Origin of the sequence: Nostoc sp. (assembly GCF_036917775.1) — a bacterium.
Lineage (GTDB): Bacteria > Cyanobacteriota > Cyanobacteriia > Cyanobacteriales > Nostocaceae > Nostoc.
Window position 1 is genome coordinate 1 of the sequence record NZ_JBALEQ010000019.1, and the last position, 23,478, is coordinate 23,478.

General features: G+C 43.2%; 8 protein-coding genes. 3 read left to right on the forward strand and 5 right to left on the reverse strand.

The features are described from left to right. Positions 1 to 442: 442 nt before the first annotated feature. The 4 genes from V7K69_RS02590 to bchH all read right to left on the reverse strand — a co-directional run bounded on the left by V7K69_RS02590 (position 443) and on the right by bchH (position 12,247). On the reverse strand, positions 443 to 7,063 hold the full coding sequence (locus V7K69_RS02590) for a HAMP domain-containing protein (RefSeq protein WP_335031151.1): 6,621 nt from the start codon (positions 7,061 to 7,063) through the stop codon (positions 443 to 445). 362 nt (positions 7,064 to 7,425) lie between these two features. Further along, on the reverse strand, positions 7,426 to 7,650 hold the full coding sequence (locus V7K69_RS02595) for a hypothetical protein (protein WP_335031178.1): 225 nt from the start codon (positions 7,648 to 7,650) through the stop codon (positions 7,426 to 7,428). Further along, a complete protein-coding gene (locus V7K69_RS02600) occupies positions 7,634 to 8,119 on the reverse strand; it encodes a PIN domain-containing protein (protein ID WP_335031153.1) in 486 nt (161 codons plus the stop codon). Before V7K69_RS02600 ends, V7K69_RS02595 begins: the two co-directional genes overlap by 17 nt. Positions 8,120 to 8,527: 408 nt before the next feature. Further along, positions 8,528 to 12,247: a magnesium chelatase subunit H gene (bchH, locus tag V7K69_RS02605; RefSeq protein ID WP_335031154.1), complete on the reverse strand. Its 3,720-nt coding sequence runs from the start codon at positions 12,245 to 12,247 to the stop codon at positions 8,528 to 8,530. An 831-nt stretch (positions 12,248 to 13,078) separates the two neighbouring features. On the opposite strand from bchH, the gene V7K69_RS02610 reads away from it, so the two are divergent. The 3 genes from V7K69_RS02610 to V7K69_RS02620 all read left to right on the forward strand — a co-directional run bounded on the left by V7K69_RS02610 (position 13,079) and on the right by V7K69_RS02620 (position 17,735). Then, positions 13,079 to 14,020 (forward strand): N-acetylmuramoyl-L-alanine amidase, encoded by a 942-nt coding sequence (locus tag V7K69_RS02610; protein ID WP_335031156.1) that lies wholly within the window; start codon positions 13,079 to 13,081, stop codon positions 14,018 to 14,020. A 241-nt stretch (positions 14,021 to 14,261) separates the two neighbouring features. Beyond that, positions 14,262 to 15,239: an SDR family NAD(P)-dependent oxidoreductase gene (locus V7K69_RS02615; RefSeq protein ID WP_335031158.1), complete on the forward strand. Its 978-nt coding sequence runs from the start codon at positions 14,262 to 14,264 to the stop codon at positions 15,237 to 15,239. Positions 15,240 to 15,398: 159 nt separating this feature from the next. Then, complete coding sequence (locus V7K69_RS02620; RefSeq protein WP_335031160.1) at positions 15,399 to 17,735, forward strand: cation:proton antiporter domain-containing protein; 2,337 nt, start codon at positions 15,399 to 15,401, stop codon at positions 17,733 to 17,735. Positions 17,736 to 17,915: 180 nt separating this feature from the next. Here V7K69_RS02620 and V7K69_RS02625 read toward each other — a convergent pair whose 3' ends face one another. Continuing rightward, the gene (locus V7K69_RS02625) at positions 17,916 to 23,465 is read right to left on the reverse strand and encodes a trifunctional serine/threonine-protein kinase/ATP-binding protein/sensor histidine kinase (RefSeq protein ID WP_335031162.1); all 5,550 of its coding nucleotides are present in this window, start codon (positions 23,463 to 23,465) and stop codon (positions 17,916 to 17,918) included. Between the last annotated feature and the right edge of the window lie 13 nt (positions 23,466 to 23,478).

Consider the following 23,478-nt stretch of genomic DNA (forward strand, 5'->3'; position numbering starts at 1 on the left):
GATGGCGGATGCTTTCAGGCTGACAAGATAATATTTTTAACCTCTAATTCCATTTGGTCTGCTTTCTCTCATATCGCTTTTAGTCTAAACTCCAGCATCATTGCAATACATCAAAATCCCTATTAGGGATTGAAACAGAACTGGATTTTACGACCTAGATGCAATGATAGGAGATTGCAATTCATCAAAATCCCTATTAGGGATTGAAACCTCCAAGCGTTTACAGAACTGGGGTATTGCTGCACATTGCAATTCATCAAAATCCCTATTAGGGATTGAAACTATTAATCAAAAAGCAAGAAGAATCAGATTGAAAAGGGTATTTAAAACCATTTGAAGTTCTGGGTGGCCAATTGTTAGTCACCTTAGATGGAACCGAATATTTCTTCTCCCCCTGCTCCCTTGCCCCCTGCCCCCTGCTCCTTATCTCCTTTAATTTAGCTTAACGGTATAGCCAAACACGCAAGAGTGAAAGCAGTTGTTCAGTATCTACGGGTTTGGTGATGTAGTCTGATGCACCGGCTTCAATGCACTTTTCGCGATCGCCTTGCATGGCTTTAGCTGTCAGTGCAATAATCGGCAAAGATTTAAATTGCTCGTTTTGGCGGATTAAGCTTGTTGTTTCGTAACCGTCCATTTCTGGCATCATTACATCCATCAAAACGACATCAATATCTGGTGTAGTTTCTAACACGTTAATCCCCTCTCTGCCGTTTTCAGCGTATAACACTTGTATTTGATAACGCTCCAGCATACTTGTCAGCGCAAAAATATTACGCACATCGTCGTCTACAATTAGCGCTTTCTTGCCAGCGAGTAAGTAATCTATGGAATGCAATTGTTCAAGTATTTGTCGTTTGGGCGCAGGTAAATTTGCTTGGACTCGGTGTAAAAATAATGCTGTTTCATCGAGGAGACGTTCGGGCGATCGCACATCTTTAATGATAATTGTTTCGGCAATCCGTCTCAGTTCGGTTTCTTGAGCTTTGCTAATGTCTCTACCTGTGTAGACAATGATGGGCAATGTTTTGCCGTGAGGTAGAAGCTTAATCTGATCGATCAATTGAAACCCGGTCATGTCAGGTAGCCCTAAATCGAGGACGAGGCAATCAAAATGCTGGTTGCGGATGGCTTCTAGGGCTTCTGCACCTGTAGCAACAGCAGTAGTATAAACATCGTTGTTGCCAATTAACTCGACAATACTATGCCGTTGAGTGTCATCGTCTTCGACTACCAGTAAATTTTTTACCTGGCGTTCAACAAAACCTTTAATTTTGAGCAATGCTTCGGATATGATCTCGCTGCTTAAGGGCTTTTGCAGATATGCGATCGCACCTAGTTGCAAACTGCGCTGTTGCCCTTCTTCAACGGTCATAATGTGTACAGGAATGTGGCGGGTATTTGGGTCATGTTTTAGACGATCCAATACTGTCCAACCATCCATTTCTGGCATTCGGATATCTAATAAAACGGCTGAAGGATGAAATTGCTGCGCTAATGCTAAACCTGTACTGCCATTTTGGGCTGTTATCACCTTAAATCCATGCTGTTGCGCCATCTCTATAAGGATGCGGGCAAAATTAACGTCATCCTCGACAATTAATAAGACGCGATCGCCCATGCCAATAGTAGCGCGATCGTCACTAATCAGTGCTGTTAGCGGTAGCGGGGCGTTTAGCCCGTGCTGAGTGCTGAGTGGGGAGTGGGGAGTGGGGAGTAGGGAGTGGGGAGTGGGGAGTTGTGTTGATGTAGATTCAGGATTCAATTGGGGGAAAAAGAATGTAAACGTGCTACCTTGAGCGGGTTGACTTGTTAGTTTAATTTCGCCGCCAAAGAGACGGGCGATTTCGCGGCTAATTGATAAGCCTAATCCAGTACCGCCATATCTCCGGCTGGTAGAGCCATCGGCTTGTTGAAATGCCTCGAAAATAACTTTTTGCTTGTCGGGAGCGATGCCAATCCCTGTATCGCTAACTGAGAAGGCGATAACATTTTGAGCGCGATTTAAAGTTACTTGGTCGTTGCTCCATCCCTGTTTCGCCACCGCAATTTGCAAGCGGACTTCCCCTTGCTCTGTAAATTTAAAAGCGTTGGAGAGGAGATTTTTTAACACTTGTTGTAAGCGTTTCACATCTGTATAGATGGTTGTGGGTAAGTCGGGAGTAAATTCAATTGTGAATGCAAGTCCTTTGCTCTGAGCGATTTGCCGGAAGGTGCGCTCAATTTGTTCGCCCAACTCTACCAAAGGCATTTGGGTCATGTCAATTGACATAGTTCCAGATTCAATTTTAGCGAGATCCAGAATGTCATTGATTAATGCCAACAAGTCAGTACCGGCTGAGTAAATTGTCTGGCTGTATTCAACTTGCTTGCTGGTGAGGTTGTTATCTATGTTATCTGCCAACAACTTCGCCAAAATTAACAAGCTGTTTAACGGTGTCCGCAGTTCGTGGGACATATTGGCGAGAAACTCTGATTTATATTTTGAAGAAAGGGCGAGTTGTTCAGCCTTGTCTTCTAAAGACATTCTTGCTTGTTCAATTTCCCGATTTTTGCGTTCGACTTCTTTCTTCTGCATAGCTAACAACTCTGCCTTTTCTTCCAACTCCGCGTTGGTTTGTTGCAATTCCTCTTGTTGTCCTTTGAGTAAATCCTCAGAGGTTTTGAGTGATTGGGCTTGTTGTTCTAAGCGTTTGTTGGTTTCCCGGAGTTCATTTTGCTGAGTTTGGAGTTCTTCAGCCAAAGATTGCGACTGCTTGAGCAATTCTTCAGTTCGCATCGATGCTGCGATCGTGTTAAGGACGATCGCTATACTTTCGGTAAGCTGGTCGAAGAATGTCAGATGAATTTCGCTAAAGCGGCGAAAGGATGCTAATTCAATCACTGCTGTCACCTGTCCTTCAAAGAGTACAGGTAACACTACGGCATTAAGTGGCGTAGCTTCTCCTAAACCAGAGGCAATTCTCACATAATCACTTGGTACATCTGTCAACAGTATTCGCTCTTTTTCTAAAGCGCATTGTCCCACTAAACCTTCACCCAAGTGGAAGCGGTTAGCTAGATGTCTGCGTTCGCGGTAAGCGTAGCTACTGATTAGTTTCAAATACGGTGTATTTTCTCCAGATTCCATCAGGAAGAATACGCCGTGTTGCGCTCCTACCAAGGGTGCTAGTTCTGAGAGAATTAGTTTAGATACGGTTTCTAAATCTCGCTGTCCTTGCAGCATTCGGGTAAATTTGGCTAAGTTAGTTTTCAACCAATCTTGTTCAGTATTTTTCTGCGTTGTCTCCCGCAGATTGGCAATCATCTGGTTGATGTTGTCTTTAAGTATCGCTACTTCCCCTAATGCTTCGACGGCAATTGAACGAGTTAAATCACCTTTAGTTACAGCTGTAGCAACTTCTGCGATCGCTCGCAACTGAGTTGTCAGTGTAGCAGCAAGTTCGTTCACATTATCCGTCAAATCTTTCCAAGTTCCAGCCGCGCCAGGGACTCTCGCTTGTCCGCCTAACTTCCCTTCAATTCCCACTTCCCGCGCTACTGTAGTTACCTGATTGGCAAATGTCGCTAGAGTATCAATCATTTCGTTGATTGTCTCTGCCAAGGTTTCAATTTCTCCCTTAGCATCTAACATTAGTTTCCGTTTCAAGTCACCGTTAGCAACTGCCGTTACAACTCTGGCGATACCGCGCACTTGTGCCGTTAAGTTACCCGCCATTGAGTTAACGTTATCCGTTAAATCTTTCCAAGTACCTGCAACACCTTGAACTTGCGCTTGTCCGCCTAACTTCCCTTCAGTTCCCACTTCCCGCGCTACCCGCGTTACTTCCGATGCAAAGGAACTAAGTTGATCCACCATTGTATTGGTAGTATTCTTCAAGTCTAAAATTTCGCCTTTGGCATCGACGGTAATTTTCTTAGATAAGTCGCCATTTGCTACCGCTTTCGTTACTTCCGCGATGTTGCGAACTTGTCCGGTGAGGTTCCCCGCCATCGAGTTAACGTTATCCGTCAAATCTTTCCAGGTTCCTGCAACTCCTCTGACGTAAGCTTGTACGCCTAATTTACCTTCCGTTCCCACCTCACGGGCAACCCTGGTAACTTCTGATGCAAAAGAATTTAGCTGATCCACCATTGTATTAATAGTGTTTTTGAGTTCCTGAATTTCACCTTTCACATCGACGGTGATTTTCTTGGATAAGTCGCCGTTAGCTACCGCCGTGGTTACTTCGGCAATGTTTCGCACTTGTGCCGTCAAACTTCCCGCCATGAAGTTTACGCTGTCGGTTAAATCTTTCCAAGTGCCGGCTACACCTTTAACTTCTGCTTGTACGCCCAGCTTACCTTCAGTTCCCACCTCACGGGCAACCCTTGTAACTTCACTGGCAAAGGAATTGAGTTGATCCACCATCGTGTTGACGGTATTTTTCAACTCTAAAATTTCACCTTTAACATCAACGGAGATTTTCTTAGATAAGTCGCCATTAGCTACAGCTGTGGTAACGGCGGCAATGTTTCGCACCTGTGCCGTTAAACTTCCCGCCATGAAGTTTACACTGTCAGTTAAATCTTTCCAAGTTCCAGCGACACCGCGCACATCTGCTTGTACACCTAATTTACCCTCACTTCCCACCTCACGGGCAACTCGCGTTACTTCACTTGCAAAGGAGTTGAGTTGATCCACCATTATATTGATGGTATTCTTGAGTTCCAGAATTTCGCCTTTGACGGCAACAGTAATTTTCTTAGATAAATCACCATTTGCGATCGCAGTTGTCACTTCGGCAATGTTCCGCACCTGTGCCGTCAAGCTTCCCGCCATGAAGTTCACACTGTCGGTTAAATCTTTCCAAGTACCAGCAACGTCTTTCACTTCTGCTTGTACACCCAATTTACCTTCAGTTCCCACCTCACGCGCAACTCGCGTCACTTCACTTGCAAAGGAACTGAGTTGATCCACCATTGTATTAATGGTATTTTTCAACTCCAGAATTTCACCTTTGACATCAACGGTGATTTTTTTGGATAAGTCGCCTGTTGCAACCGCCGTAGTTACTTCCGCAATATTCCGCACCTGTGCCGTCAAACTTCCCGCCATGAAGTTCACGCTGTCGGTTAAGTCTTTCCAAGTCCCAGCCACGCCGCGCACTTCTGCTTGCACGCCAAGTTTACCTTCACTTCCCACTTCCCGGGCAACTCTGGTAACTTCTGATGCAAAAGAATTGAGTTGATCCACCATTGTGTTAATGGTGTTTTTAAGTTCCAGAATTTCACCTTTGACATCAACAGTAATTTTCTTGGATAAGTCACCTGTTGCAACCGCCGTAGTTACTTCGGCAATATTCCGCACCTGTGCCGTTAAACTTCCCGCCATGAAGTTCACGCTGTCAGTTAAATCTTTCCAAGTGCCAGCCACGCCGCGCACATCGGCTTGCACACCCAGTTTACCTTCACTGCCCACCTCCCGCGCCACCCGCGTTACTTCACTTGCAAAGGAACTGAGTTGATCCACCATTATATTGATGGTATTTTTGAGTTCGAGAATTTCACCTCTAACATCGACGGTGATTTTTTTGGATAGATCACCATTTGCGATCGCAGTGGCAACTTCGGCAATATTTCGCACCTGTCCGGTGAGATTACCCGCCATTAAGTTAACGTTATCAGTTAAATCTTTCCAAGTCCCCGCCACGCCCCGCACTTCTGCTTGTACGCCCAACTTACCTTCAGTTCCCACCTCACGCGCAACTCTTGTAACTTCACTTGCAAAAGAATTAAGTTGATCCACCATTGTGTTGATGGTGTTTTTCAACTCCAAAATTTCGCCTTTCACATCCACAGTGATTTTCTTGGATAAGTCGCCATTTGCAACCGCCGTTGTCACTTCGGCAATATTCCGCACTTGTGCCGTCAAGCTTCCTGCCATGAAATTCACACTATCGGTAAGGTCTTTCCACGTACCCGCTACCCCCCGAACTTCTGCTTGACCGCCTAATTTTCCTTCAGCACCCACCTCACGCGCAACTCTTGTCACTTCACTTGCAAAGGAATTAAGTTGATCCACCATGATGTTGACGGTGTTTTTCAACTCTAAAATTTCGCCTTTGACATCAACAGTAATTTTCTTAGATAAATCGCCATTCGCTACTGCCGTTGTCACTTCCGCAATATTACGGACTTGGGCGGTTAAATTCCCTGCCATTAAATTAACGTTGTCAGTTAAATCCTTCCAAGTACCTGCAACACCTTTAACTTCTGCTTGCACGCCCAATTTACCTTCAGTTCCCACTTCACGGGCAACTCTTGTGACTTCACTCGCAAAAGAATTAAGTTGATCCACCATTGTATTGACGGTGTTTTTCAACTCCAGAATTTCGCCTTTGACATCAACAGTGATTTTTTTGGATAAGTCACCATTGGCGATCGCAGTTGCAACTTCGGCAATGTTGCGAACTTGTCCGGTGAGATTACCCGCCATCAAGTTAACGTTATCCGTCAAATCTTTCCAAGTGCCAGCTACACCTTGCACTTCGGCTTGAACGCCTAACTTCCCTTCGGTTCCCACTTCACGCGCCACCCGCGTTACTTCCGATGCAAAAGAACCAAGCCGGTCTACCATCGTATTGACGATATTAGCAGTTTGGAGAAACTCACCTTGCAGGGGTCTGCCATCAATTTCTGTAGCGATCGTTTGGGATAAGTCACCATTAGCAACCGACCGAATTACCCGCGTAGTTTCAGCTGTTGGTTGAACTAAATCTGTAATTAGAGTATTGACAGAAGTAACACAATTTGACCAAGAACCACGAACATCTCCTAGAGAAGCACGTTCAGCAATTTTGCCTTCTTTGCCAACAACATTACCAATTCGCTGTAGCTCCGCCGCCATCCGCTCATTTTGGTCAATAATATCATTGAGCGTATCAGCTATTTTCCCTGCCACACCAGTATGATCTATAGGCATCCTAGCCGAAAAGTCACCTTGCTTAACAGCATTCAGCGTTCTTAGTAGCTGATTTAAATCTAGATTATCGCTGTCTCTAGTTAACTGTTCGGTTGCCATAGCCTGATCTTTAAAAAATTTAGTAGGTTTTTGTGTTTAAAAAAGGTTTTATCCAACCAGAAAGTTGATTTTAACTCTCATCAGTGTTTTTAAGTTTTCTGGTACTCGCCATAGCAACAAATCTTTGATAATTTGATTAGCTTGGAGTATGTAGTTATTTAACTGTCGAATGTCCCTGGTAGTAACTGATACTGTGATTTGAACTAGTAAGACGTACTCATTCTAATAATAGCGGGGGAAATTAAAATTTCTCAATGGGCAAGGCAAGAGGGCTTGGTTAGGAAATGCCTCAATTTGGACGCAGTACTGCGCCCCTAGCTGTCAAAGGCATAGTGCGATTAATTCAAATATTCTCTAAATAGCTACTCAATAATTTCATCATATTGATTGGTGTCGTCTTCGGATAATTCTTTAATCTCCACCAATACATCAGCCAAAGTTTTTTCATCTAGCCATTGATGACGTTCTTTGGTGTAGTCTCCTTTACCCGGACTGAAATATTGAATAAACCGAATAGTATCGGGAACTCCCAGAGAATTTATCAAGGCATCGTAGCCTTGTTTAATAATTTCATTTTGGGTTTTCATCATTACTTTCCTCTACTTGTATTACTTCAGCCAGCCATTGAACAGGATTATTAATCAATACGTTAATTAATTGAGAGTTTTTTTGAGCTTTTTTGAAGAGTCTGTCATCTGTTGTGAGAAATACATCAGCCTGACTTCTTTCGGCGCTGGCGATGTGGGTGGCATCATAGCTGGAGAATCCTAATTTTTGAAGTTGAGCGGTTCTATCTTCAATGAAGGTGCTATTAATAACTTTAATTTTAGCAATATCGAGTAACTTTTTGACGTTTTGTAGTCTTTCCAAATCAGGTGTTTGATTTAATTCGGCGATTAAAGCACTGCTATTGATAAGTTTCCAAGTCGCTGATTGACATTGACTTAGAATTGTCATAACTGCCTGTGCTTCTAAATAAATACGGGATTGCGTCTGGTCATCAAAGGGACGATTCAAACAACAAGCATCAAGATAGATTTTATATTGTTTGCTCATCTAAATCAAATTTAAGCCTGGTTAACTCTTCTTTTCCAAATGGCAAATTAATTTACGTCTTTTCACTATAATTTGACAGTAATCTGTTCACGGACGACATCTTTACCGGAAATTTGTTGCTCTGCGAGTTCCCGATTTGATATTAGAATCAACTCTATCGCTTCTCGTAGACTTTCTCTAGCTTATTCCAGAGTTCTCTCTTAGAGATTAGCACTGGGTAACTCTTGAACATAGCCGATATACCAGTCATCTCTTCAATAAATGCTTTATCTTGTGAAAATCTTGGTTTATCTCTAATAACATTGTATTCATCGTCTTCAGCAGCCTCATCACAAAAAAAGGAAGTCATATATTTTTACTTCAATAATTAAGTAAAATGCCTTAACAATGCCTAACATACCCAACTCACTAAACTGTAACGCCCTCCAACTCTTCATCTGTCAACTCATACAATTGGCGCAACTTATCTAACTTCTCACTATCAGCTTCCCAGAAACCCCGCCCATGCGCCTCTAACATTCTCCCTAAAATATTGCGAAAAGCTTCAGGATTTGCCTTCCGTAACTTATCCGCCATCTCTGCATCTAAAGCATAAGTATCAGCTGCTTGGTCATAAACCCAATCATCGGTAAAATCGGCAGTACCACCCCAACCAATCAACGCCGTCATCCGTTGGGAAATTTCAAAAGCACCACCAGAACCTTGATTTGCCATCGCTTGCGCCCATTTGGGATTTACCAACTTAGTGCGATACTCCATTCGTAGCAAATCATCTAAATTGCGGGGTGTAGTATCCTTCGAGAAACTTTCCACAAAGCTAGTTGTCACCTTCTTACCGCTTTGCTTTTCTGCTGCCTTTTTCAAACTGCCAGTATTGGCGTAATATTCTTGAATATCAGTTAAACCATATTCTACCGAATCGATTTCTTGAACAATGCGATCGCTAGTTTTTAACAACGTATTTAAAATTTCCGGTCTAGCTTGACCTTTATCCTCTCTCCCGTAGCTGAATACATTGCGGCTTTGCCAAGTATTTCCCAACTCCTCACCAGATTCCCAGTTACCATCAACCACGCGATCGTTTACCAAAGAACCAAAATCACCCGCCGGATTAGAAAACAATCTCGCCGAGGCATTTTCTACTCCTTGGGCTTTTAAAGCTAAAGAATGTTTCCTAATAAAATTCTGATCATCCGGTTCATCAGCATCAGCCGCCCGTTGGAATAAATCATCCAATAATTCGATGATATTTACAAAACTATCCCGGAAAATCCCAGACAAATTACCCAATATATCAATCCGGGGATGTCCAACCTCAGCCAACGGCTTCAACTCATAACGAACAACCCTACCAGTTCCTTCCTTAACAGGTTCAGCCCCCACCAACTCCAACAGAATCCCCAAAGATTCACCCTTAGTTTTAATCGCATCCAATCCCCAAAGCATCACCGCCACCGTTTCAGGATATTTCCCATATTCATCCAAATGCTGGGCGATAATTTTTTGAGCAATTTCTCGTCCCCGTTCATAAGCAGCAGGTGAAGGCATCCGATAAGGATCTAAAGCATGAATATTTCTCCCAGTCGGTAACACACCAGCCCCATCCCGCAACAAATCTCCACCAGGCGCAGGCGGAATATATTCCCCATTCAATCCCCTTAACAAATTCGTTAACTCATCCGTAGATTGCATCAACAAATCCCTTATTACCCTCTCCTCCTCCTCTCTGTGTTCTCCGCGCCTCTGCGGTTCGTCCCCAAAATAAGCCTCCAAATACGCCCCCAACTCCTCCTCACTCGGCTTTTCCCCCAAAGTATGCAACCCCGAAGAAAACAACCGATTCTCTAAAACCTGCAAATATTCATACAACTCCACCAAATAATCATCAAAAGCATGACCGCTAAACATCCGCACATTCTCAGGCGTAAACGCAATCCCCAACCGTTTAGCATCTCCAAACGGACAATCAGCATCCAATCCAGAATCCACAATCTTTTTACAAATCCCTTCCTTCAAAACATAATTCTTCTGCGGATCTTCCCGATACTCCGCAATCAAATCCCGCAATGCCACCAATTCCTTATACAAACCTGCGCGACCATAAGGAGGTACATTATGAGAAATCAACACACCATAACCGCGACGTTTCGCCAACATCGATTCAGAAGGATTATTCGCCGCATATATATATAGATTAGGCAAATTTCCTAACAAAATATCCGACCAAGAATAACCCGTATTCCCCAACGGAGAACCAGGCAACCATTCCACCGTTCCGTGCATTCCAAAGTGAACTAAAGCATCAGCTTGAAACTCATTTTGCAGCCATTTATAATAAGCAGCATATTGTGGATGAGGCGTTAAATCTCTTTCAAACATTAAACGCATCGGGTCGCCTTGTATCCCCAAAGGTGGTTGTACACCTATCCACACATTTCCTAATTGCACACCACCAATCTGAAATTCATCGCCATAAGTTTTAATACCAGTTCCCGTCAAAGATTTCCATTGTTTTTCGATGCGGGAGGTTTGCAGATATCCCAACCATTTTTCTAGAGTGCGAACATTGACACTACTTGTGGGGTGGGCATCTTGCCCGCCATTATCTAGGGGCGGGCAAGATGCCCACCCCACAAGAGGCACAAGAGGATTAGCTTCATCCGCTTCTTTTACCCAGCGAATCAATTCTTCGCCATCTTCCGGTAAATCCCCCACGGTGTAACCTTGTTCTTTCAGTGCGTGAAGAAACTTCAGCAAACTACGCGGTACATTTAATAATGCAGCAGTCCCCACAGCCCCATAACCTGGTGGGAACCCATATAAAATAATGGCAATTTTGCGTTCCGAAGCAGGTTTTTGCCGCAAAGACACCCAGCTTTTCACCCTATCAATTAATCGCTGCACCCGTTCAGGAACTAGATAAATATCTTCGCCCACCAACCCACCGAGGGGAATGGTATCAATGGCCCCATCCAATTCTGGTAAGGCGTACAACACCACACTTTGCAATCCGCCCACACCTTGGCGCGTCCACGAGTGAATATCTTGGATTAATAGTGGTGCAGCAACAATATAAGGTACATTCTTAGCAGTCAGGATGCGCTTTGCTACTTCTATTTGGCGGCCTGCTTCCATTGAACCAGCCGGGCCACCCACCAGAGGAAAGCCAATTGTCGAAACGATCGCATCTACTTTAACTGCTTCACTAGAAAGTGAGGGAGTTTCTATATTACCTAGTTTTCGCTGCTGAATTTCATAGTCGGTTGTCATCAAATCTCGTACCGCCACGTGTCCTTCTACGCCGTTGATGAAAATGGGTAAAGGAGTTAAGCCGGCTTCTTCAAAACTGCGAATTAGTTGGGGAATGTAGGGTAGTTTGGTGATGACGTGTTTTCGGTAGAGGAGAATCCCGACAACTGGTTTTGTAGAGACGCGATGAATCGCGTCTCTACAATGGGTTTTATACCATTCCAAATATTCGCGGGGGGATTCAAAAAATCCTTGATAGTCGGGGTGGAGTAATCCGATGTTGGGGGTTTCAATTAACGGGGGGATGTCGCCGACTTTTAAATTTAAATATTTTTCTGCTAGTGTCCAGAATAATGAAGCGACGTTTTCTGGACCGCCAGCATTCCAGTAACCATAGATAATTAACCAGTTGCGTAAGTCTTGGACTTTTTGCACTGGGACATATTTCAGTAGTTTGGGGCCAATTTTTAAGAAGCTGATGTAACCAGCAAGTTTGTCTTCCTCTCGTCCGTTGCTAAATTTGTCAAGAATGAATTTAACTGGTTTGGGCATTCCTTTGGGTTTATCGCCAATGGCAAAGTCACCCAATTTGGTTAAACTCATCAATTCTAAAGCTGATTCAAAGACTAGACGGATGGGGATTTGGGCAATGCGATCGCGCAACCACACAACCTGGTCATAATCAAATAGGAGGCTACCGAAAAATACGTCAGCGCCATCAAGTGCTGCTTCTACTTCGGCGCGTTGGCTGGTAAGATTGCGATCGCTAAATACCCGAATATCCAACTCAGGACAGCGAGAGTTAGCCAAAAAAGCTGCTTTCCTGTACAAGTCAGCGTTGAATGATTCAAACCCAGCAACCAAGACGATGCGTTTCATGCCTGTAAGCTACGAAATATTTCTTTACTTAAATCTTAAACGTGCTTTCAGGTTGATTGTCATATATCTACCCACAGATTCCGGTCAATAATTTCTTGAGGTAGCTAGAACTTCACCATCACCAACGCCTTTGGGATATTTTAATTTCTGTAGTACCTCTACACCGCGAACGAATTTCTTGTGCTGACAGGTTTGTGAATGTATGCAACTCGATAATATCTAATCTCCCGCAGGTGTGTAGAAAATATCACGTATTCTTTAATACTGTAAAGTATTATGTGTTAAGCTGCTCAGGGTTAACAGCAAGCCAAGGGTAGAGTCTGTAAATGGTTTACGACTCTATAAGCCCACTTTCATATCAGGAGGTGCGTCGGTTTAGGGATTTGGATATCTAACTAGTACCGCAAAGCGTAATTCGTAATTACCATTGCGTAAGGGATTTATACATTTCAAATGGGTGGCTTATTTACGTCGAACTGTACTAGGTATGTTTTTTATGGCTTTCTACTTTTCTAAAGCGCTATTATCTGAATAGTGAAGGCAATTGCTGCATTGAAATTTATTGCAAAAATTAACCTTGTTATTCTTGATTTTGATAAATTATAATGGTTGTGTTTTTGGTGACAACATACCTTTGAATTAAGGTATTTTAGCATATAAATTTGCTGTTCAGGTTCGCAGAAAAACTTATTTTGTCTGCTAGCGTATTAATGCTTAAAAAAATGCGGACATTGCGAACAAGTACTTCAACAAATTTATTAACAAAACTTTTTCTCTAAAAGTTGAAGAGTTTTGAACTAGTGTAAAAATAAGTAATTTGAGGATAAAATCATGAAATTTGGAATTGATAGCGGACACAATTGTCCACCAGACACAGGAGCCAGAGGAATTAAGTTTGAGGATAATTTAACTCTAGATGTAGGTAATAGAGTTATAGCCAAGTTAAGAGCTTTAGGTAATGATGTTGTAGTATGTAGACCGAGTAGTGCTAGTACAGTCCGTGACTCACTTTCAAAAAGATGTTCTACAGCTAATGGAAGTAAAGTAGATATTTACGTCTCAATTCATTTTAATGCTTTTAATAACCAAGCTAATGGTACAGAAGTATTTGCCACTAGTGAGACTGGTAGAAGAATCGCTAAACCTGTATTAGATGAAATCGTCAAGTTGGGATTTTTTAATCGCGGCGTTAAGAGTGGTTCCCACTTGTATGTTCTGAAAAATACAGATATGCCTGCTATCTTGATAGAATGTTGCTTCATCGATTCGCAAAAAGATGTGAATCTTTTTAATCCTGAAGCAATGGCTAATGCGATCGTCAAAGGCTTAACTGGTAAAGTGCCAAGTACTCCTGTTAATCCTGTACCAGATGAAGAGGAGAATGCAGATGCTACGATTCTCAGACTGCAAAAATCCTTAAATCGGCTCAAAATAACTGATAAAAATGGTAAGGCGTTAGTAGAAGATGGCTTCACTGGGGCTAACACCAAATCTGCGGTAGAAAAATTTCAGGCTGTTGTCGGAGTTCAGCCAACTGGAGTTGCTGATGAAGCTACATGGAATGCCATAAATCTAATTTTGGCAAAACGAATTATCAGACCAAACCATGCTGGTGGTGCAGTTGTTAGATATTTACAATACCGTTTAGGCGTTGAGAATGATGGTGTTTACGGGCCACAAACAGAGGTTGTAGTCAAGAACTTTCAAAAGCAAAATGGTTTAGATGCCGATGGGATTGTTGGGCCTGCTAGCTGGCAGAAATTAATTGGTTAGTAGGTTGGCGCAATTAAAGGTAACTGGCTGTCCTTTGTCATTTGTCATTTGTCATTTGTCATTGGTGAGGGTTTTAAGCCTATTTGCGTTTTGTAACATACTTAGATTGAGTAGTAGATATTATTTGTAGTTGTAGATCCTCCTAAATCCCCCTTTGCTTAGGGGGACTTTGAGAGGTTTTTGCCTTTTTTAAGGCTGGTTTTTCCGGCTTTAAATAAATTAATCACAGGGAAAAGCGATCGTGAAACACCTTGAGGGAAGAGTGGCATTAGTAACAGGTGCTACGCGGGGAATTGGTAGGGGAATTGCTATTGGTTTGGCTGAGGCTGGAGCAACTGTATACGTCACGGGACGCAGCCTTAGCAACTCCTCTAGTGATGCGGTTTCAGGAAGTCTTGGTGAAACCCAATCAACTATAGAGGAAGCCGGTGGTGTGTGTATTCCCGTCCAAGTAGACCACAGCGATGATGAGCAGGTGCGTTTACTGTTTGAGCGCATCCAAGATGAGCAGGATGGACAACTCGATCTATTGGTGAATAATGCTTACTCAGGAGTTGAGGCATTAAAAAACGTTTTTGGGCAGCCCTTTTGGGATTGTGAACTAAGTCTGTGGGATGCAAGCAACAACGTTGGTCTTCGTAGCCACTACGTTGCGAGTGTTTTTGCTGCGCGAATGATGACCAAGCGTAACTCTGGACTAATTTGTACCATTTCTTCGTGGGGCAGTATGTCTTATATCTTTAATACAGCTTATGGTGTGGGAAAAGCAGCTTGCGATCGCCTAGCGGCTGATATGGCTGTTGAACTCAAACCCCATAATGTGGCTTCTGTTTCAATCTGGCCAGGTATTGTTGGGACTGAGCTTTTTTCTCGTTATGCTTCTGAGATGAATCAAACCGATACTACTGAGCAAAAAAACTCATTTCTTAGCGATCGCTACAACTGGGAAACTCCCTTATTAACTGGACGGGTAATTGCTGCACTTGCTTGTGAACCAAATTTAATGCGCCGTACAGGACGTGTGCAAATTGTTGCCGAATTAGCTGATAAATATGGAATTGTCGATGAAAATGGCGATTGTCCTGCATCGCTACGTTCTTTACGTTTTGTACTACCGACTGCATTACCTATACTGAGAAACTACTCATGGCTCATACCCGATATTAAAATACCGTGGTCACTGTTATTATTGAATGCCCTCAGTTCGCCTAAAATTTAATGGGCATTAGGCAGCAGTTAAAAAACTTCTTGCCCCAATTCCCCATTCCCCATTCCCCATTCCCAATTCCCAATTCCCAATTCCCAAACAAGCTGTTTGAGATCGTAAAACTTTGTATCCTGAATTAATAGGTCTTAATAAATAGTTCTTTTAAAACTGGTGCAAGAAGATTTTAGGCTGATTGTTGATTTAGTTTTAGTTTTGGGCGTTGCAGCCTGTGGTGGATTGTTAGCGGCACTTTTACGGCAACCCGTGCTGCTAGGCTATCTCATCGGCGGGATGATCATTGGGCCAGCCGGATTAGGATTAATTAAAGAAGTTATTCAAGTAGAGACTCTGGCACAGTTTGGTGTCGCCTTTTTGTTATTCGCATTGGGTGTAGAATTTTCCTTTGCGGAACTTAAGAAGGTAAAAGCGATCGCTCTTGGTGGAGGTGGACTCCAGATTGCTTTGACAATTTTGGTAACAGTTTTAGTATGCGGGTTAAGCGGAGCCTGGGGAGCCTTACCTGCTAAGGGGATGTTTTTGGGATGTATTCTATCCTTGTCTTCCACTGCGGTTGTCCTCAAGTGCTTGATGGAACGCAATGAAACAGAAACGCCTCACGGACAAGTGATGTTGGGGATTTTGGTAGTCCAAGACTTGGCACTGGGACTGATGTTAGCAGTTTTACCAGCCCTAAACCAACCAGCAGAAACCATTGGCATCGCCGTGCTAACAGCGCTACTGTGGATTGCTTTATTTGCTGCTGGTGCAGTAGCTGCGGGGATGTGGCTGATACCGCCTTTGTTGCGACTGTTAGCTCGGACTGAAAGCCGAGAACTCTTTTTATTAGGGGTTGTAGCCTTGTGTTTGGGCATTGCTCTGTTGACAGAGCATTTGGGGCTGTCCATTGAAATGGGGGCATTTGTCGCGGGTTTAATGATTTCTGAGGTGGAATACGCCGATCAAACCCTAACTTATGTCGAACCACTGCGAGATATCTTTGCCAGTTTATTTTTTGCCGCCATTGGGATGTTAATTGATCCAGTGTTTTTGTGGAACAACCTGGAATTAATTTTAGGGCTGGTAGCACTAGTTTTCATAGGTAAATTCTTGATTATCACGCCCCTAGTGAAACTATTCCGCTACCCTTTAAAAACAGCCATAATCGCCGGTTTGGGACTGGCGCAAATTGGGGAATTTTCCTTTGTTCTCGCCAGTGAAGGGCAGTCTTTAGGGCTGGTGTCCCGACAGATATACTTATTAATTTTGGGAACCACCGCAGTTACTCTCATGCTGACTCCCTTTGTATTGCGGTTAGTACCATTTTTATTTAATTTTGCCGAATCAATGCCTTGGTTGAAACCGTACTTAGAAGAACAAGAGGCACTGGATGTATCAGAAGATTTGCCCTTCAAAGACCATGTAGTAGTCTGTGGCTATGGGCGAGTCGGCAAAAATTTAGTGAAGTTGTTGCTGCAACACAACCTGCCTGTGGTGGTAATCGACCAATCAGAAAGTAGAATTCAGCAGTTGCGCGAGGCTGGAGTGTCTTATGTTTATGGTAATTGCGTGAGTTTACACGTTTTAGAAACCGCCGGAGTGAATCATGCCAAAGGAATGGCGATCGCACTCCCTGACCCGATGAGTACTCGTCTTTGCTTGAAACGCGCCTTGGAATTGCGCCCAGAATTAGATTTAGTTGTCCGTGCTACCCAGGATAAAAATATTGAGGTGCTGTATCAATTGGGTGCTAGAGAAGTGGTGCAACCAGAGTTTGAAGCTAGCTTAGAAATGGCAACCTATTTATTAACTGGCTTAGGCTTGTTGTCGCCACCTGTCGTCCAACGAGAAATGCAGCAAATCCGCAACGATCATTATTTAGATTTGCGCCCAGAACGTTCTGCAACCGAAGTTGCTCGTGATTTGCGCCAAGCAACCCGCGATTTAAATCAGCGTTGGTATCCTCTCCCAGCAGATTCGCCCTTAATTGGTATGAGTATAGAAGAGGCAGATATGCGCTACTTAACAGGAGCGAGTTTGATGGCAATTCGTCGCGCCAACGGTGATGAAATTGATTATCCCAATAATCAAACCAAATTGGAAGATGGCGATCGCTTGCTGGTAGTGGGAGCAGATGAAGAACTAGCAGCTTTGGCAGAATTCGCCAAGGGACAAGCTGCTGTTCCCGGAGAAAATAGTGCTTGCCAGTGGGTTACAGTTAATGCAGATACGCCAACACTAGGTAAAACCCTTGCAGATTTAGATATCAACAAGCGATTTGGAGTCCAGGTACAGGCGATCCGGCGCGATGGTAAATTTATTCGCTATCCTGATGGCGGCATGGATTTGCGAGTTGGCGACCAAGTATTATTATGTGGTAGCTTGACAGGTCTGAGTCAACTAGAACAATTATTTGCGATCGCAAATTCACTACCCCTGTCTCTTCCAGTATTAAAGGCTGCTCAGGCAGAAGCACTCCAAGAGTTTCTACCTGTGGATCGTGTGGATTGAAGGGAGCAGTCCAATACCGTTTGGTTAAGGAATTTTTTGGTTTAGGCAGGCAGAGGGAGCAGGGGGACAGGGGAGTGTGGGGAGTGTGCAGGGTCAGATTTCTTCCCCATCCTCCCACACCTCCCACACCTCCCACACTCCCCCTGCCCCGTTTACTTAAGCGATCGCTGCTCTACCGTATTATCCTAAAGGGATAGACACAGAAAACTCTGCTCCTTTTCCCGGTTCGGATATTACACTTATTCGTCCCCGATGTTTTTCTACAATTGAGTGACTAATTGATAATCCTAAACCTGTTCCTGTGCCTATAGGTTTTGTTGTGAAAAATGGGTCAAATAGGCGCTGTTTCACCTCGTCAGACATCCCAGATCCATTATCTGCAATTTGAATAGTTACTGTATCAGCCTTAGTCATTTTGGTACGAATTTGAATGGTAGGAATTTTTGTTTGTCTATCTTCATTTGTGAATGATGAATCTAACACATCAATAGCATTGTTCAGAATATTCATGAATACTTGATTGATCTGACTGGCGTAGCAACTAACTTCTGGCAACTGTCCATATTCCTTAATTACATCGATTCCGGGGCGGTGTGCTTTTTCTTCTAGACGGTGGTGTAAAATTAACAGGGTGCTGTCAATGCCTTCATGAAGATTGACACTTTTCATTTCAGCCTCATCCAAACGCGAGAAATTGCGGAGAGAAAGGACAATTTCACGAATGCGCTCTGCCCCCACTTTCATTGATTGCAACAATTTTTGTAAGTCTGGTTTGAGAAAGTTTAAATCTATTGCCTCTAGTTCTTGTTGAATCTCAGGAAACGGTTGAGGATAGTAGTGCTGATAACGCTCAACCAGATGTAGCAAATCTTGGCAATACTCATTGGTATAGGTGAGGTTGCCATAGATAAAGTTAATTGGGTTGTTAATTTCGTGGGCAACACCTGCTACCATTTGTCCCAATGAAGACATTTTTTCAGTTTGAATCAGTTGGCTTTGGGTATGTTGCAATTCCTCTAAAGTTTCCGAGAGATGCTGATTTTTATCATTCAACTCCAGAGTTCTCTGCTCCACCTTTTGCTCTAAAGTATGGTTGTAATCTTCTAATTGAGCTTTTGCTACAGCTAGATTGTTATACAACATGGCATTTTGCAGCGAGATGGCAGCTTGTGCTGTGAGCAACCGCAAAACCTCAAGACGGTTTTGGGTAAAGGCTCCAGTTGTCAAACTGTTTTCTAGGTATAGGATGCCAATTAATTGGCCACGATTGTGAATAGGTGTACATAGCAAGCTTTTGGGTTGCCATAGAATGATGTAGGGATCGTTGACGAAGGTGGTTTCCTTGCGGGCATCATCTAACACTAGGGTTTCACTGGTGCGCGATACATAATTCACAACCGCTTTGGGAACATCCTGACTGGCTGAAAGAGGAAGGGAGTGCAGGTTTATTATCCCCAAGTTTTCATCGGTAGGCGTAGGGTGTGGCAGAAATTGCTCTTCTTCAAAGATCGCTTGGCTAGTTTTTTGAGCCACAACCACCCAATTATCCTCTTGAAGCAGCAAAAGAACTGATTTATCAGCCCCGGCATTTTCGATTACAACCTGCATTAGGGTTGTCAACAGCTTTTCTAACTCAATTTCTCCAGCCAGTGCATGAGAGGCTTTCATCACCGTTGCTAAATCTAATGCTTCAGTCCCAGTGGAACTACTTTGGTTGAATTCGATTGTAGTGGTGATTGAAGAAGTAGTTTCATCCTCCTGAAACACCTTAAGCAATAATTGAGAATATTGGCGTTGCAACTGGTTAACTTTGGCGATTGCTCCCCAGCTAAGGTAAGTGTAATAGGCATTTTCGAGGTAAATTTGCGCGATCGCTTCTTTGTTCCATTCTAAATAAAATCGGGCAGCCAGTTCATTGGCGAGGGCTTCTTCCTGAATATATCTATTGGCTTTTGCCTGGGCGATCGCGCGATCGTAATGATCCACTGCTTGAGCCATCTGTCCCAACACTCGGCATTCTTCGGCTTTCACCAATTCAAATTTGTGCAAATAATTCATGGGTGCGTGGTGCGCCCATGTCTGCATTTTTTCTTGGTTTTCTGTAACCCGTTCTAATAATGTTTTTTGGCGAGAGGCTATAGCTGTGCGATACTCTGCTAAAGCCGTCAGGGAATCATAAAAATAAAACATCGGCACAGTGGCATAGCCCGTTCCCGCAACTAGATATTCTCTAGCTTGAGCGGCTGTTTCCACTGCTTGAGAAAGGTTTTCAAACAGATAGCAGAGAATCAATTTGTGGAGGAAGAAATAGTGAAGCCCAGTCAATTCATTGGCATGAATCAGTTGATTCACAAATTCGGCTTCGTTGAGTACCTCACCTGTTATAATACAGGGATTCTCAGCTTTGCCAAGCAAATTCAAAACTGTTTGCCAGAAAATACGACAATAGTTTAGAGTCGTACCTTGCTTAAAATTTTCCAAAACATGACAGTAAGCCCGGATATCTTCCTCTAACGAGTTCAATTCTCGACCGAGAAAATAGGAATATTGGCAGATATCTTTGGTATTGAAACCTACATAATATACATTTCCAGTTTCTAGAGCAATCTTGTAACCATCCAACATTAACTGCAAAGATTTTTGCAGTGGAGACTTCAAATAGGTGATGAAAGCACCCACAACATAAAATACTGTGGGTTTGATGTCGCTAATATTAAATTTGTCAGTTAGTGCCAAGGCAAGATTGCCAACTTGATCGGCTGTTTCAATATCCTGAAGAATTCCGCTCAACAGAATGCCATAACAACCATAACAAAAGGCAGAAAATGGAGCATTGCCATACTCAATAGATGCTTGGACTTGAGACAAAACCAGTAGTGGAAACAGATTAGGATCGGCAATGTAAACGGCTGGAGCAACGTTGGCCACAATTCTGTTAACTGCTAGCTTCTCTGGGGCTACCATCACAGGTAAGTCAAGCAATTCTGCAATGTCACGACCGTTAATCAGATTAGCAGTTTCTTGGAGGGCTTGCTGAATATCTTGCGGGGTGGGTGTTTCTGGGAAAACCACGCCGAATTTACTCATTCCTTGACGCGCGATCGCGATCGCGCCCAGCACATCATTTTTAGCTGTATACGCCTGGATTTTGGTTTCGTAAATGCCGACTAGATCGAGTGGAGTTTTGGCTTGCTGGATGACTGTTCGAGCCAATTGCTTCATTTGTTCATACGCGCCATTAAGATAAGCAGCATCGGCAGCTGATTCGTGCAATGCTAGAGCTAATTCATACTGACTTTGCCAACAGTCGCATCTCAATAAACTAATCCCAGTAGTTAAATACTCAATTGCTACCTGGTAAGCTGTGGAAGATTTGGCTTTTTTTCCTGCCAGCAGGTTGAGTTGTGCCAGTTGATCGCGATCGGTTTGAGATGGGATCAGTTCTATGCCAATATTCAATTGATTGACAATTTCAAAAATTAGCAATTCTTGCTCAGTTTCTGGGGTATTGCTTAACAGCAATTGACCAATCTTGAGGTGAGTTGCTGGTTTGTGATCGTCTGGAATTAGTGAATAAGCGGCTTGTTGAATGCGATCGTGGAAAAATTTATAGGTAATAATTATTGGTGTGTTGTCATTTGTCAACTCATCCATGACAACAGACTCATCCTGAAAGAATGTATACCCTTCCCCACTGGGTAAGATCAATTCATCCTTGAGGGCTGGCCACAAATCTACTGCGGTTTGGACTGGAGATTTTTCATAGACAACTGATAGGGTTTCTAAATCAAACTGATTGCCGATACAAGCAGCCAGTTTGAGAACATTCTGAGTCTGCTGTGGTAATTTGTGGAGTTGCACCGCCACAAACTCGACAATATCTTCTGTAAAAGACAGCGCCCTGATTTTAACCAGATTGCACTGCCAATCTCCCGTTCTGCTGGCAAAGGCGATTAGCCCATCTTCATGCAGCGACTTAAGAAACTGGTTAGTGAAAAATGGATTACCTTTAGTTTTTTGATACACCAGATTGGCGATCGCAGTTGCTTGTTCTGTTGAATATTTGAGAGTATCTGCAATCAGTTGATTTACATCGGTTTCGGTAAGGGCAGAAAGAACAATTCTACTAACTGTAATCGCCTCTTGACGCATTTCCTCAATGGTCAACATCAGGGGATGGGCTGAGGAAACCTCATTATCCCGATATGCTCCAATCACTAATAAATAAGAGTTGCTGGCTTCACTCATCAACAGATGTGTCAGTTTTAAAGAAGCCGAGTCTGCCCACTGCAAATCATCAAGGAAAATAACTAGGGGATGTTCTTGGGTTGTGAATACTTGAATGAATTTCTGAAACAGCAAGTTGAAGCGGCTTTGGACAGCAGTACTCGATAATTTTGGAAGTGAGGGCTGTTTTCCAATGATTCGTTCGAGTTCTGGAATCACCTCAATAATTACTTGACCACTTTCACCCAAGGTAGATAAAATTTGAGTCTTCCACTGCTCAATTTGAGCATCACTCTCTGTCAGCAGTTGTGCCATTAAGTCCCGAAACGCTTGCACCAAAGCAAAAAAGGGAATATTCCGATTAAATTGATCGAATTTGCCCTTGATAAAGTATCCGCGCTGACGGGTGATTGGTTTGTGAACTTCGTTGACAATTGCTGTTTTTCCAATGCCAGAGGAACCTGCCACCAGGATCATTTCAGAAGTTCCCTGGCGTACCCGTTCAAAAGTTGCTAGCAGCATGGCCACTTCTGTTTCCCGTCCATAGAGTTTTTCGGGAATCGCAAAGCGATCGCAAACGTCCCTGTGCCCTAGCTGAAATGGGATAATATTTCCACTTGACTGCAATTGCTCCAAACAAATTTGTAGATCGTGCTTTAGCCCTAATGCACTCTGATAGCGGTCTTCAGCATTCTTCGCCATCAATTTCATAACGATATCACAGAGAATTTGGGGAATCTCTCCTTTATCATTTAAAAGTGGTGGTTGTTTTGCTATGTGGCAATGCACCAATTCCATTAAATCATCCGATTGAAATGGCAATTGCCCAGTTAAGAGTTCATAGAAAGTAACTCCAAGAGAATAGAAGTCAGTGCGATAATCAATCCCCCGATTCATTCGCCCGGTTTGTTCGGGGGAGAGATAGGCGACAGTTCCTTCTAAAACAGTCGGACTGGTTGAAAGTTGGTTAACTCTCGGCAGCAGTGAAGCAATGCTAAAGTCAATGAGTTTGACCTGTTTTGTGGTAGGGTTTATCAGGATATTGGCGGGTTTGATATCCTTGTGGATGATTTCGTGATGATAGAGATCGGCCAGAATATCGGCAAGTGCGATCGCAATCTGTAAAAACTCAATCAAAAAATCAAGATGCAGAGATGAGGAATTTTCTTGATTTCCTGTCTCACCGAGTCCTTTCCTTCTAAAAGCAGTGTATTCCTTCAAAGAAATTCCGCCAAAGTCTTCTAAAATCAGGACGGGTCGATTTTGACAACTTTCCAGACTATAGATCCGAACAACCCCAGGAACATTTAAAATTTTTGTAATTGAGTACTGATTCCTGAATTGAGCCAACTCAATCACACTCGGATAAGAATTTTTCAGAAGTTTGATCACAACAGGAGTTTGATCAGCCTCTCGCCAACCTCGGTAGACCAGAGTGCGAGTGCTGGTATAAATTCTTTCACTAATCCCATAACCTGGAACATCGACTCGATTTTCTACCATAAAACTTGCGACT